This is a genomic window from Micromonospora sp. NPDC023956 (assembly GCF_040639195.1).
Lineage (GTDB): Bacteria > Actinomycetota > Actinomycetes > Mycobacteriales > Micromonosporaceae > Micromonospora.
Genome location: NZ_JBEZZN010000009.1, coordinates 143,219 through 155,578, shown reverse-complemented (window position 1 = coordinate 155,578; position 12,360 = coordinate 143,219). Strand labels below are relative to the sequence as shown.

14 protein-coding genes are annotated in these 12,360 nt (G+C 74.3%); 9 read left to right on the top strand and 5 right to left on the bottom strand.

Going from position 1 to position 12,360, the window contains the following annotated elements; genetic code table 11:
• Positions 1–44: 44 nt before the first annotated feature.
• Together AB0F58_RS19085 and AB0F58_RS19080 are read left to right on the top strand one after the other, a co-directional pair.
• Positions 45–506 carry an SRPBCC family protein gene (locus tag AB0F58_RS19085; RefSeq protein WP_357144226.1) on the top strand — a complete coding sequence of 154 codons (462 nt, stop codon included), beginning with the start codon at positions 45–47 and terminating at the stop codon, positions 504–506.
• Positions 507–614: 108 nt separating this feature from the next.
• Positions 615–878: a hypothetical protein gene (locus AB0F58_RS19080; RefSeq protein ID WP_357144223.1), complete on the top strand. Its 264-nt coding sequence runs from the start codon at positions 615–617 to the stop codon at positions 876–878.
• Positions 879–974: 96 nt separating this feature from the next.
• Here the strand turns inward: AB0F58_RS19080 and AB0F58_RS19075 are convergent, their stop codons facing one another.
• On the bottom strand, positions 975–2,156 hold the full coding sequence (locus tag AB0F58_RS19075; RefSeq protein WP_357144220.1) for an MFS transporter: 1,182 nt from the start codon (positions 2,154–2,156) through the stop codon (positions 975–977).
• Between the two features lie 157 nt (positions 2,157–2,313).
• Between AB0F58_RS19075 and AB0F58_RS19070 the strand changes: the two genes are divergently transcribed.
• A complete protein-coding gene (locus AB0F58_RS19070; protein WP_357144216.1) occupies positions 2,314–2,532 on the top strand; it encodes a hypothetical protein in 219 nt (72 codons plus the stop codon).
• A gap of 1 nt (position 2,533) precedes the next feature.
• Here the strand turns inward: AB0F58_RS19070 and AB0F58_RS19065 are convergent, their stop codons facing one another.
• Entirely contained in the window at positions 2,534–2,983 is a 450-nt protein-coding gene (locus AB0F58_RS19065; protein WP_357144213.1) for a hypothetical protein, read from the bottom strand.
• 152 nt (positions 2,984–3,135) lie between these two features.
• Here AB0F58_RS19065 and AB0F58_RS19060 point away from each other — a divergent pair, with 152 nt between their 5' ends.
• A complete protein-coding gene (locus AB0F58_RS19060; RefSeq protein ID WP_357144210.1) occupies positions 3,136–3,495 on the top strand; it encodes a DUF6401 family natural product biosynthesis protein in 360 nt (119 codons plus the stop codon).
• Between the two features lie 81 nt (positions 3,496–3,576).
• Here the strand turns inward: AB0F58_RS19060 and AB0F58_RS19055 are convergent, their stop codons facing one another.
• Positions 3,577–4,440, bottom strand: a complete 864-nt coding sequence (locus AB0F58_RS19055) for a hypothetical protein (RefSeq protein WP_357144207.1) — start codon at positions 4,438–4,440, stop codon at positions 3,577–3,579.
• Positions 4,441–4,626: 186 nt separating this feature from the next.
• Between AB0F58_RS19055 and AB0F58_RS19050 the strand changes: the two genes are divergently transcribed.
• From AB0F58_RS19050 to AB0F58_RS19040, 3 genes are all read left to right on the top strand, one after another.
• Positions 4,627–6,750: a SpoIIE family protein phosphatase gene (locus AB0F58_RS19050; RefSeq protein ID WP_357144204.1), complete on the top strand. Its 2,124-nt coding sequence runs from the start codon at positions 4,627–4,629 to the stop codon at positions 6,748–6,750.
• A gap of 41 nt (positions 6,751–6,791) precedes the next feature.
• Positions 6,792–7,505, top strand: coding sequence for an HAD family hydrolase (locus tag AB0F58_RS19045; RefSeq protein ID WP_357144202.1), 714 nt, complete (start codon positions 6,792–6,794; stop codon positions 7,503–7,505).
• Positions 7,506–7,575: 70 nt separating this feature from the next.
• On the top strand, positions 7,576–8,847 hold the full coding sequence (locus AB0F58_RS19040) for a cation:proton antiporter (RefSeq protein ID WP_357144199.1): 1,272 nt from the start codon (positions 7,576–7,578) through the stop codon (positions 8,845–8,847).
• 22 nt (positions 8,848–8,869) lie between these two features.
• Here AB0F58_RS19040 and AB0F58_RS19035 read toward each other — a convergent pair whose 3' ends face one another.
• Positions 8,870–9,829 carry an FAD-dependent oxidoreductase gene (locus AB0F58_RS19035; RefSeq protein ID WP_357144196.1) on the bottom strand — a complete coding sequence of 320 codons (960 nt, stop codon included), beginning with the start codon at positions 9,827–9,829 and terminating at the stop codon, positions 8,870–8,872.
• A 106-nt stretch (positions 9,830–9,935) separates the two neighbouring features.
• On the opposite strand from AB0F58_RS19035, the gene AB0F58_RS19030 reads away from it, so the two are divergent.
• Positions 9,936–10,154 (top strand): DUF3072 domain-containing protein, encoded by a 219-nt coding sequence (locus AB0F58_RS19030; protein WP_357144193.1) that lies wholly within the window; start codon positions 9,936–9,938, stop codon positions 10,152–10,154.
• On the opposite strand, the gene AB0F58_RS19025 is transcribed toward AB0F58_RS19030, so the two are convergent.
• The gene (locus tag AB0F58_RS19025; RefSeq protein WP_357144190.1) at positions 10,148–10,657 is read right to left on the bottom strand and encodes a YfcE family phosphodiesterase; all 510 of its coding nucleotides are present in this window, start codon (positions 10,655–10,657) and stop codon (positions 10,148–10,150) included. The two genes, AB0F58_RS19030 and AB0F58_RS19025, sit on opposite strands and share 7 nt — an antisense overlap.
• A gap of 289 nt (positions 10,658–10,946) precedes the next feature.
• On the opposite strand from AB0F58_RS19025, the gene AB0F58_RS19020 reads away from it, so the two are divergent.
• Positions 10,947–12,341 carry a glycoside hydrolase family 6 protein gene (locus AB0F58_RS19020; RefSeq protein WP_357144187.1) on the top strand — a complete coding sequence of 465 codons (1,395 nt, stop codon included), beginning with the start codon at positions 10,947–10,949 and terminating at the stop codon, positions 12,339–12,341.
• Positions 12,342–12,360 lie beyond the last annotated feature (19 nt).

Here is a 12,360-nt window from a genome sequence, read left to right as displayed (position 1 = left end):
CGCCCCCGACCCGAGCCGACCTGGCAGATGAGGAGGATGCCCTGATGAGTGGCGTAATGGAGCACATCGACGTGGACGTCCCGATCCGTACCGCGTACGACCAGTGGACGCAGTTCGAGGAGTTCCCTCAGTTCATGGAGGGCGTGCAGGAGGTCCGGCAGCTCTCCGACACGATGACCCACTGGACGGTGGAGATCGCCGGGGTGAAGCGGGAGTTCGACGCGCAGATCACCGAGCAGCTCCCCGACGAGCGGGTCGCCTGGAACTCCACCGGCGGGGCCGACCACGCCGGCGTGGTGACCTTCCACCGTCTCGACGAGGGGCACACCCGGGTGACCCTCCAGCTGGAGTTCGAGCCGCACGGTCTGGTCGAGCAGGCCGGCGACAAGCTCGGCATCGTCGACCGCCGCGCCAAGGGCGACCTGGAACGGTTCAAGTCGTTCATCGAGCGGCGCGGCCAGGAGACCGGTGCCTGGCGGGGCAAGGTCGACCGGCCCCAGCCCTGAGACATCCGTACGCGTCACGACGGCCGCCGGTGCATCCGGCGGCCGTCGCCGTGCCCGGGGCGGGCGCCGGGACGGTTTGCCGGGATGGGCCGGGGGTACGGCGATGGCATGACCGACAACGACGGCGCCGTGTGGCGTGACGAACAGCGGCTCCCGCTCAGCGAGCTGGACAAGGTGGTGGCGACGTCCCCCGGCGACGGGCAGGCCGACGACGTGACCGGCAACGACGCGGGCTACGAGTCCGCCTTCGGGCACGGGCCGGTCCCGGCGGACGGGCACACCACCGCCGAGGGCGACCACGGTCGGGAGGCGACCGACGAGCAGCGGGCGTACCGGCCCTCACCGACCGGCCGCACCGGCCCCGACGTCTGATCCCGGCGCAGCGCGCTGAGGTGGTTGCCCGGGCCCCGGCCACCGGTTGTCGACGGGGAGGGGTTTCCTGCTACCACCTCAGCCGGGCGGTACGGCTCACACCGGTCGGGTCCGGAACGACCGGCCGGTGGCGGCGAGTTGCAGGGCGATCAGCGCGACGGCGAGCACGACGAGCGCCGGGCCGAGCGTCTCGACCGAGGTCCGGCCGATCAGCACCCCGATCGCGGCCGGACCGAGGGCGCCGCCGAGGCCGGCGACGGCGATCTGCACCCCGATGGCCCGGTCGGCGTGTGCCCCGCCCACCCGGTCGGCGGTGGTCAGGGTGAGCAACGGGAAGACCGGGGCGGCGGCGAAGCCGATCACCGCGAGACCGGCCACCGCCAGCCAGGCCGGGCCGGGGAGCGCCACCAGGACGGCCCCGACGGCGAGGCCGACCAGGCTCCCCCACAGCACCCGTCCGCTGCCGAACCGCTCGGCGATCACGCCCTGGACGACCCGGCCCACGAAGAGACTGGTCCAGTACCCCGAGACGCAGATGCCGGCCGCCGCCGCACCCAGTCCCCGCCCTTCGGTGAGCAGCAGGAAGGCCCAGAGCCCGGCGCCGATCTCGATGGCGGCGTAGACGCCGAAGCCGAGGGCGCCCAGCCAGACCGCCGACAGCCGCAGCGTCTGCCGGACCGGCACGCTGGCCGGGCGGGCGGTCCGGCCGGCCGCGGGGCCCCGGTCCCCCCAGGCCCGGACGGTCAGCGCGAACGCCACGGCCAGGGCGAGCTGACCGGCGGCGACCAGACCGTACCCCCAGCGCCAGGAGAGACCGGCGCCGATCGCCCCGGTCATGATCAGCGGACCGAGGGCCACCCCGAGGCCGAAGAAGGCGTGCAGCCAGTTCATGTGGCGGGGGCCGAACGCCCCGGCGGCGTACGCGTTGAGCCCGGAGTCGACCGCCCCGGAGCCCAGCCCGAGCACGAGGGCGCAGCACACCACCACGGCCAGGCCGGGCGCGAGCGCGTACCCGGTGAGCGCCAGGCTGGCCAGCAGGGTGCTCCCGGCCAGCAGCCGGCCGACCCCGAGCCGGGCGATGCCGAAACCGGCGAGGAGGCTGGAGGTCAGGTAGCCGGCGGTGCCGGCGGTGAGCGCCACGCCGACCGCCTCGGTCGGCACCCCGAAGTCCGACCGCATCGCGGGCCAGCCGACCCCGAGCAGTCCGTCCGGCAGGCCCAGGCTGACGAAGGCGAGGTAGGCGAGCAGGAGCAGCGAGGCTCGCGGGGAGGTCGGCACGACCGGCCATCCTGCCCGATCCGGCCGGCGTTGGCAGTGGTAAATACCACGCCGCCTGCGGGAAGCAGCAGCGACGCGGCCGGAGATCCGGACAGGTCATCCAGAATCGGCCGAACGGACGAAGGGCAATCCGGGCATCACGCGCAAGACTGTCGGGATGCAACAGGGCAGTAGCTTTCTCAGCGTTCGTCAGCGCCGCCTGGCATGGCTCGGCTTCCTCCTCGCCGCGCTCCAGGCGCCGGTCTCCGCCTGGCTCGTCCCCGACGGCTCGTGGCTGTTCAGCGTCTGTGTCGCGATGCTGATCGCGACAGTGATCATCGCGGACGACGCCGGCCGACGCCGGCCGGCCGACGTGCGCAGCGGCGAGCGGGGCTGACTCAGCCGGTGCGGTCCGGGCGGGCCTCGTGTCCCGGACGTCCCCTGGTCCGCCGCCGCTCCTTCATCTCCGCCTCGTAGAGGTGCCGCCGGCCCTGCGCCAGCTCGTCGCGGGCCTGCCGGTCCAGCTCCCGGAAGAGGGCGTAGTACCCGTCGTCGAAGTCCTCGACGATCTGGAACGTCCACCGGCCGGCGATGACGTTGCGGCCGAGCAGTTCCTCGGCGATCCGGTCGGCGATCCCGTCGTGTCCGGCGGCGCGGAACCGTTCGACGGCGTCGTCGAGCATCAGGTCGGCATGGCCGATCAGCTGGTGCAGCGTGTAGAGGTGCCCCCGCGCCCGTTCGACGGTCTCCAACGCCTCGCTGAGCTTGCCGAGCGCGGCGACCGTCCCGTCGTCCAGTCCGGCGGGTCGGCGGTGCCGCTCGTCCGGTCCGTCCCCGTGTGGTGCCATCCGTGCCTCCGTTCGCGGTCCAGGTCGTCGCGGGTAGTGCCCGGATGTGGAGCAGGTCACGCATGTCCGGGCAAACTCCACCCGGCGGCCGAGCCGGCCCCCACCGTCCGGACGAGGTCGGGCCGCTCCCGGCGGGACTACTCTCGTTTCCCATGTACGCGCAGTTCAGTGGGGCTCCGACCGCCGGCACGGCGGTGGGCGTGGCACGGGCCTCCATCGCCGCCCTGACCGTGTCGGTCGGCACGGCGGGCCTGGCTGCCGCCGTCCGTCGGCCCGATCTGCTCGCCCAGGTCGACCAGCACGCCGCCGCCGTCCGGGACAGCCTCGACGGCGACCGCCGCCCGCTCACCCTGGCCGCCCTGGCCGGGTACGCCGACGGCGTCCGCGCGGCAGCCGCGGAGCACGGCTGGGTCCCGTCCAGCGGGCCGGCCGACTGGACGGCCCCGGACTGGGTGCTGACCCGGCTGCTGGCGGTCTGCGCGCTGGCCCGGCCGATCTCGACGCCCGCCTGACCCCGGTCGGTCCCCTCGGCGCCACGTGCGGGGAGGACGCCCGTACCGGACGCCCTCCCCTGGTCGTGCCGCACCCGGTCCTCACTCGGCGCGACGGAACTGCTGGGTCTCCTCCCCCATCGCCCCCGAGCGGTACGGGGTCGCCGAGGCGCTGGCCGCCTCGCCCGTCCCCGACGGCATCCGGGGCGCACCACCACGGTCGGCCATCTGCCGCTCGGTGTCGCTGCGTCCGGCCGCCTGGGCCTGCCGCTGCATCTGCACCGCCCGGGACTCCTCCGCGGCCCGGTCCAGCCAACGGTCCCAGCGGGCCTGCATGGGCTTCACCAGACCACCACCGACACCGATGATCAGGATGCCGGCCACGGTGGCGAGCACCGCGATCAGCACCGGGGTGGTCACCGTGGTCGCGATACCCACCTGGTTCAGCGCGGCGATGACCCCGAGCGCGAGGATGAACACCGCCGTCAGGTCGGCGAGCACCTTGCCGTACGAGAGCCCACCGAGCGCCCCGCTGACGAGATCCCGCACCGCGTTGGCGATCGCCGCGGCCACCACCACGATGACGATCGCGACGAAGGCCCGGGGCAGCCACGCCACCACGCCCGAAATCAGGTCGCTGATCGCGTTAGGCCCCCACACCCCGAACGCGAACTGCAGGGTGAACAGCAGCACGGCGTAGTACGCCAGTCGGGCCAGGATGTCACTGGCGTCGTACCGGGTGCGTTCCAGCGCCCGTTTGATGCCACCCCGTTCGACCGCCCGGTCGAACCCCACCCGCTCGAGCACCGTGTCCACGACCTTGAGCACCGCGCGGGCAATGATCCAGCCCACCACGAGGATCGCGATGAAGGCGATGGCCCTCGGTACGAAGAGCAGCACCGACCTCCACATGTCGGTCAGGGCGTCGCCGATGTCGACCTGCCTGACCGCGAGGGTTTTGCGCATGTTGTCCCTCCTGTCGCCTGGTCTGCGCCGCCCGCATACCCGGCCGAAGAAGCACCAACCCGCAGCGGCACCAGCCAGTTTCCGGACATGTCGCCCCTGGTCGGGACGGTGGTGCCGGAACCCCCCGGGACACCGCCGGGGGCGCGACCGGAACGCCACGGGACGGCGCCGGATAGGCTGCGTCACATGCCAGGCACGGTCGGGCACGTTCCCGCTTCACCCGCCCCGATCCCGCGGGCCGCCAGCGTCGGTACGGCGGCACTCGTGCTCGGCCATCCGTGGTCCGACACACCACTCGGTCCGATCGAGCGGTGGGACCCGGCGGTCCGGGCCGTCGTCGACCTGCTTCTCGCCTCGCCGGTGCCGATGGCGCTGACCCTCGGCGCGGAGTTCCGGCTGCTCTACAACGACGGGTACGCCGAGCTGGTCGGCGCGGCCCACCCGGCGGTCGGCCGCCCGGCGGCCGAGGCCTTCGCCGGTGTGTGGGCCCTTCCCGGCATCGGTGACCTGGTCGAACGCACCTTCCACGAGGGCGTCTCCACGCTCGAGAAGGAGTCGATCCTGCCGATCGTGCGGCACGGCACCGGCCGGGTCGAGCAGGCGGTCTTCACCCGGGGCTGCTCCCCGGTGCGGGACAGCGGCGGGCGGGTGGTCGGCGTACTGACCGTGGCGGCCGAGACCACCCAGGTCACCGAGCAGCTACAGAGCCTGAGTGAACTGGCCGCCGCCCTCTCCGGCACGCTCACCCTGGACGACGTGGCCCGGGTCGCGCTGCGGTACGCGCTCGACTCGTTCGACGCCGACCGGGTGTCCTTCGGGGTCGACGACGGCGGCGGCTGGCGCATCGTCCGCCGGGTCCGGGGCGAACTGCTCGACGAGGCCGACGAACGGCTGCCCCCGCTCTGGCGGCGCGCACCGGATACCTCACCACTGCCGCTGGTGGTCTCCGCCCGCAGCGGGGTGCCGCAGTTCACCGCGGACGGCCAACCGCTCGCGGCGGCGGCGGCCGACCGGCACGACCAGAAGATCCGGGCCCTGGCCGCGCTGCCGCTGCGGACGCCGGTGCTGCGCGGCGGGCTCAGCGTCGGGTACCAACGCGCGCACTCGTGGTCGGCCGCCGAACGGGCACTGCTGGCGGCCTCGGCCGAGCTGGTCGCCCAGGCCGGCGAGCGGGCCCGCCGCTTCGAGACCCAGCACGGCACCGCCCAGCTGCTGCAACGCAGCATGCTCCCGGAGCACCTGCCGGACCTGCCCCGACTGCGCATCGCGGCCCGCTACGACCCGGGCGTGGACGGCAACGCGGCCGGAGGTGACTTCTACGACGCCTTCGTCCTGCCCGACGGCGGGCTGGGCGTCGTCCTCGGTGACGTCGCCGGCCACGACGTGCAGGCCGCGGCCCGGATGGGGCAGGTACGGGCGGCGCTGCGTGCCCTGGCGCTGACCGACCCGCGTCCGGACGCCGTACTGGCCGGGCTGGACCGGCTGGTCGCCAGCCTGGGGGCCGAGGCCGGCACGTACGAGCTCTTCGTGACCGTCGTCTTCGGGGTGATCGACGCCGGGCGGGAACGGCTCACCCTGGCCAGCGCCGGGCACCCCGCCCCGCTGCTGCGCCGCTGTTCCTCCCCCGACGCCGAGCCCACCGCCGAGTACCTGGACGTGCCGACCGGCGCGCCGCTGGGCCTGGGTTGCCGGCCCGACACCACCACGGTGCGCTTCGCGCCGGGCGACACCCTGCTGCTGTTCAGCGACGGGGTGGTCGAGCGGCGGCGGCAGAGCCTCTCGGTGGGTCTCACCGGGCTGGCCGAGGCGGTGGCCGGTGCGGCCAGCGGCGACCCCCGGGCGCTCTGCGCGGTCGCGACCGCCGCGGTGCCCGACGCGACCGAGGACGACGTGGCGGTCCTCGCCGTGGAACACGCGCTGATGCCGAGCCGGTCGGCCAGCATGGAGGTCCCCGCCGAACCGACCGCGCCGAGCCGGGTGCGGCACTGGATGACCGGGCAGCTCGCCGACTGGCGGGTGCCCGAGTCGGTCATCGGCGCCGCCGTCCTGTGCACCAGTGAGCTGACCACCAACGCCCTGCTGCACGCCGGCACCGCCGCCCGGGTCGAGATCGACCTCAGCCCCGAGCGGCTGCTGGTGTCCGTCGCGGACTCCGGAACCCGGGGGACCGTGACGAAGGCGCAGACCGACACGTTGAGCAGCCGGGGCCGCGGACTGGGACTGATCGAGCAGCTCAGCGACGCGTGGGGGACGGATCCGACGGTACGCGGCTCTACGGTCTGGTTCGAGATCCTCATTCCGCCGGGGTGAGGTCGCCGGGCGGCGCGTCCGCCCCGACAGAAGGGAAGGCGATGGCCGCCGCGCGCCCCGAGGGTGTCCTGTTCGACGTCGACGGCACCCTGGTCGACACCACGTACCTGCACACGGTGGCCTGGTGGGAGGCGCTGCGCCGGTGCGGCCACCCGGTACCGATGGCGCTGATCCACCGCTCGATCGGGATGGGCTCGGACCGTCTCCTCGACCACCTGCTCGGGCCGGAACGCGACCGGACCGAGGACGACCGGGTCCGGGACGTCCACGACAGTCTCTTCCTCGGGTACGCGGAGCGGCTGACGCCGCTCCCCCACGCCGCCGACCTGCTGCGGGCCTGCGCCGAACGAGGGCTGCGGGTGGTGCTCGCGACCTCTGCGGCCGAGCAGGAGGTCCGGGCGCTGCGCGCCGCGCTCGACGCCGACGACGTCGTCGACACCGTCACCTCGTCGGCGGACGCGCGCCGGAGCAAGCCCGCGCCGGACATCCTGGTCGCCGCGCTGGAGCAGTCCGGTCTGGCCGCCGGGCGGGTGGTCTTCGTCGGTGACTCGGTCTGGGACGTGGCCGCCGCCGGCCGCCTCGGCATCCCCTGCATCGGCCTGACCTGCGGCGGAACCGGTCGCGCCGAGCTGGCCGGGGCCGGCGCGGTCGAGGTCTACGACGACCCGGGTGCGCTGCTGGCCAACCTGACGGACTCCTCCGTCCTGCACCGGCGACATGACGACATCGACGCCGATCTGAACATGAAGGCATAGCCACGCCGTCCACGGGGCACAGTTGCTCTCCGCCTGCCCGGGCACCACGGGTCAGACGAAGGGTGGAGTCGTGGAACCGGTGGACGTCGCTTTCGCGGTACTCGGGATCGGCGCGTTGCTGGCCGGGATCCTGCCCCGGATGCTGGAACAGCGTCCCCTCTCCATGCCGATCGCCTTCCTCGGCCTCGGCATGCTGATCTTCCTGCTGCCCACCGGGCTGCCCGTCCCGGACCCCCTGGCCCACCCGGCCGTCGCCACCCACCTCACCGAGATCGGTGTGATCGTCGCCCTGATGGGCGCCGGCCTCAAGATCGACCGTTCGTTCGGCTGGCGACGCTGGTCCTCCACCTGGCGGCTGCTCGCCATCGCGATGCCGCTGTGCATCGCGGCCGTGGCGCTGCTCGGCTGGTGGTGGGCCGGGCTCGTGCCGGCGGCCGCGCTGCTGCTCGGGGCGGCGCTCGCCCCGACCGACCCGGTCCTCGCCGCCGACGTGCAGGTGGGCGAGCCGAACGACGTGGAGGACTCCGAGGACGAGGTCCGTTTCGCCCTCACCTCCGAGGCGGGCCTGAACGACGGTCTGGCCTTCCCCTTCGTCTACGCGGCCATCGCCATCGCCTCCACCAGCCTCGCCCCGGCGGACTGGCTGGCCCACTGGTTCACCGTCGACCTGCTCTGGAAGGTCGGCGCCGGGGTGGCCGGCGGACTGCTGGTCGGCTGGCTGCTCGGCAAGCTCTTCTTCCGCGCGCCGAGCGAGCTGCGGCTGGCCCGGCACGCCGAGGGGTTCCTCGCGCTGGCCGCGACGTTCCTGGCGTACGGGCTGGTCGAGCTGATCGGCGGGTACGGCTTCCTCGCCGTCTTCGTGGCCGCACGGGCGATCCGGTCGGCGGAGCGGACCCACGAGTTCCACACCGTCCTGAACGACTTCGCCGAGCAGGTGGAGCGGCTGCTGACCGTCCTGCTGCTCCTGCTCTTCGGCGGCGCCGTGGTGGGCGGCCTCCTGGCCCCGCTGACCTGGCCGGCGGCCCTGGTCGGGCTGGCTCTGATCTTCGTGGTCCGACCGCTCGTGGGTTGGCTGTCGCTGCGCGGCGCGCCCGGCCGGCCGGCCGAGCACTGGGTGATCGCCTCGTTCGGTATCCGGGGGGTGGGCTCGTTCTACTACCTGGCGTACGCCACCACGAAGGCGGACTTCCCGCAGGCCGACCTGGTCTGGGCCACCGCCGGCCTGGTGGTGATCGTCTCGGTGGTGGTGCACGGGGTGGCGGCCACGCCGGTGATGCAGGTGCTCGACCGGGCCGGCGAACGCACCCCGAGCCCGGCACGCCCCGAGCCGGCCCTCCCCTGAGCCGGCCCCGGTCCTCGGCGGGTCAGGTGGTGAGCCTGCGGGCCAGGGCCCGGCCCAGGTCGCGACCGGAGAGCCAGGCGCTCTGCACCCGGGGCTTGCCGAAGGCGTCACCGGCCAGCCCCACACCGTCGTCGTCCAGGTGGTACGTCCCGGACAGCCCGACCGCCGGCTTCGCGTACGTCCAGCGGTGCACGTGCACGTGGTCGGCCGGTTCGGGAAGGGCGAGCAGGTCCCGCACGGCCTCCTCGACGCCCGCCGCGGCGGCGGTCGGCTGGAGCAGGTACCGCCCGGCGAACTCGGCGGTGGTGTGGGCGACCAGCACCGGTGCGCCGTCCCCGCGCCGATCGCCGTCGTCGCAGAGCACGGTCAGCACGGGGTGGTCGTTGACGAACGCCCCGGCGAAGTCGGGCCACCGGCGGTGCGGGAAACGCAGCACCGTGGTGAGCGTGGACGTCCACTGCTGAGCCTGCACCGCCCGGGTCGCGTCGGCCAGCGTGGGGTCGAGCAGCAGCGCCGCCTGCGGACCCGGCATGGCGAGCACCACGGCCTCGCACGGGGTGCCGTCGACGCTCGGTCCCGGCTCCACCGCGAGCACCAGCCGGTCGACCACCACCGGGAGTCCGGCCGCCAGGTCGGTCACCAGGGACCGCAGGCCGCCGGGGGCCGCCCACCGCATCGGTCCGGGTGCCGCGCGCCGGCCGTCCGCCCCGTGGGCGACGAAGGTGTCGGTCCACTCCCGGGCCAGTCCGGCCGCCCGCCAGCCCTCGACGACGCGGGCGAAGTCCGGATCGCTGACGGTGAAGTAGGCGGCGCCGATGTCGGCGGGGCGCCCGTCGAAGCGCTTGCTGGCCATCCGGCCGCCGACGACCCGGGCCCGTTCCCGGATCTGCACCGGCACGCCGGCCGCCACCAACTCCCGCGCGCACGCCACACCGGCAATGCCGGCTCCGACCACGATCACCCGCGCCCGTTCCCCAGTCATCGCGTGATCGTATGTGCCGGCGGAGGGCTGCCGGGCCGGCACGCCGGGGGCATGAAGCAACCCGACGGAGGGTACTGGCACACCTGTTCGAGGAAAGGTGGAGACGATGACCGACCGCGACAGCAGTGCCCACGCCAACCCCCGTGGGGCGATCAAGGACCCGGACGAGTGGGTGACCGGCGACGAGCCGCCGACGGCGGCCCAGGAGTCGTACCTGGCGACGCTCTCCCGGGAGGCCGGCACGGAGGTGCCGGACGGGTTGACCAAGGCGGAGGCGGCCCGGCGGATCGACGCGTTGCAGGAGGAGACCGGTCGGGGTCAGTGACCCGACCGACGGGGCAGGCGGTGCAGCTCGACCCGGTCGAGCCGCCCCGCCGTCACCCGGGCGGTCAGGTACGTGGCGTACGGCTGAGCCCGCCGGTCCGTGGGTGACCCGGGGTTGAGCAGCCGCAGACCGGTCGGCGCGACGGTGTCCCACGGGATGTGCGAGTGCCCGAAGACGAGGAGATCGCAGTCGCCGAAGGTGGCGGCGCACCGGGCCTCCCGACCGGCACGCGGGCCGGTCTCGTGCACCACGGCCACCCGGAGTCCGGCCAGCTCGACCCGGGCCACCTCGGGCAGCCGGGCGCGCAGCGGCGGGCCGTCGTTGTTGCCGTACACGGCGACCAGCCGGCGGGACCGGGACTCGACGGCGTCCAGCAGCGCCTCGTCCACCCAGTCACCGGCGTGCAGGACCACGTCCGCGGCGTCGATCGCCGCCCAGAGCGGTTCGGGCAGGTCCCGGGCCCGCTTGGGCACGTGCGTGTCCGCCGTGATCACCACCTGCACACGATCCTCCCGCCCCCTGTCCCGTCCAGCATCCCCCACCGGTCCCGACCTGTCGCGGCGACCATGAGGTTGCCGGCAGCCGCGGCGCGCAGGGGCCGGGGGCGGACGGGCCGGGGGCGGACGGACCGGGGGCGGGCGGGCCGGGAAGCGCGCCGAGGAGAGAGGGCGGGAGCCCGGGGGGCGCGGCAGCGAGGAGCCGGAGCCGGGGGTCTTCACTTCGGGGAGGACGGGCCGTACGGTGGAGGAGCGTGGGAGCGCTTCCATTGGGCATGTCCGATAGGAGAGGGAATTGAGGATCCATCCCCGGCTCGTCGCGGCGACCGCCGCCACGGCCGCCTTCGCCGCCGCGACGACGATCGCGGTCGGCGCGCTCCGGCCGCCGGCCGCCACCGCGGCCGAATCCGCGTTCTACGTCGACCCGCAGACCTCCGCCGCCGCCTGGGTCGCCGCCAACCCGGGCGACTCGCGGGCGGCGGTGATCCGCGACCGGATCGCCCGCGTCCCGCAGGCCCGCTGGTTCACCACCACCAACACCGCGACCGTCCGCGCGGAGGTGGACGCCCTGGTCGGTGCCGCCGCCACGGCCGGGAAGATCCCGATCCTGGTGGTCTACAACATCCCCAACCGCGACTGCAGCGGAGCCAGCGGCGGTGGAGCACCCAACCACACCGCCTACCGGCAGTGGGTCGACCAGGTCGCCGCCGGGCTGGCCGGCCGCCCGGCCACCATCGTCCTGGAACCGGACGTCCTGCCGTTGATGACGACCTGCCAGAACGCCGGCCAGCAGGCCGAGACGAAGGCGTCGATGGCGTACGCCGGCAAGCGGCTCAAGGCCGCCTCGGCGCAGGCCCGGGTGTACTTCGACGCCGGGCACTCCGCCTGGCTCTCGCCCGCCGACATCGCCGCCCGCCTGGTCGGCGCGGAGATCGCGACCAGCGCGGACGGCATCTCGGTCAACGTGTCGAACTACCGCACCACGGCCGAGGCCGTCCCGTACGCCAAGCAGGTGATGGCCGCCACCGGGGTCAGCGGGCTCCGGGCCGTCGTCGACACCAGCCGCAACGGCAACGGGCCCTCCGGCTCGCAGTGGTGCGACCCGCCCGGACGCGCCATCGGGACGCCCAGCACCACCGCCACCGGCGATCCGGCGATCGACGCGTTCCTCTGGGTGAAGCTGCCCGGCGAGGCGGACGGCTGCATCGCCGGGGCCGGGCAGTTCGTCCCGCAGCGGGCGTACGAGCTGGCCATCGCGGCCGGCCCGACCACGCCCCCGGCGACCACCGCACCGCCGACCACGCCCCCGGCCACCACGCCGCCCCCCACCACTCCCCCGGCCACCACGCCGCCGCCGACGACCCCGCCGGTCGGAGGTGGCTGTACCGCCACGGTCGTGTCGAACAGCTGGACGGGCGGTTTCACCGCCGAGGTCCGGGTGACCAACGGCGGTGCGGCGCTCACCGGGTGGACGCTCACCGTCACCGTCGCCGACGGCGTCCGGCTGACCAACGGCTGGAACGGCGAGTGGAGCCAGTCCGGCAACCGGCTCACCGCCCGCAACGTCTCCTGGAACGGCAGTGTGCCCGCCGGCGGGACGCTCACCGTCGGTTTCCAGGGCACCTTCACCGGCACCGCCCTGCCCGCCTTCGGGGAGGTCACCCTCAACGGCACCGCCTGCACCAGCTGACCCGTCCGGGCCCCCGGCC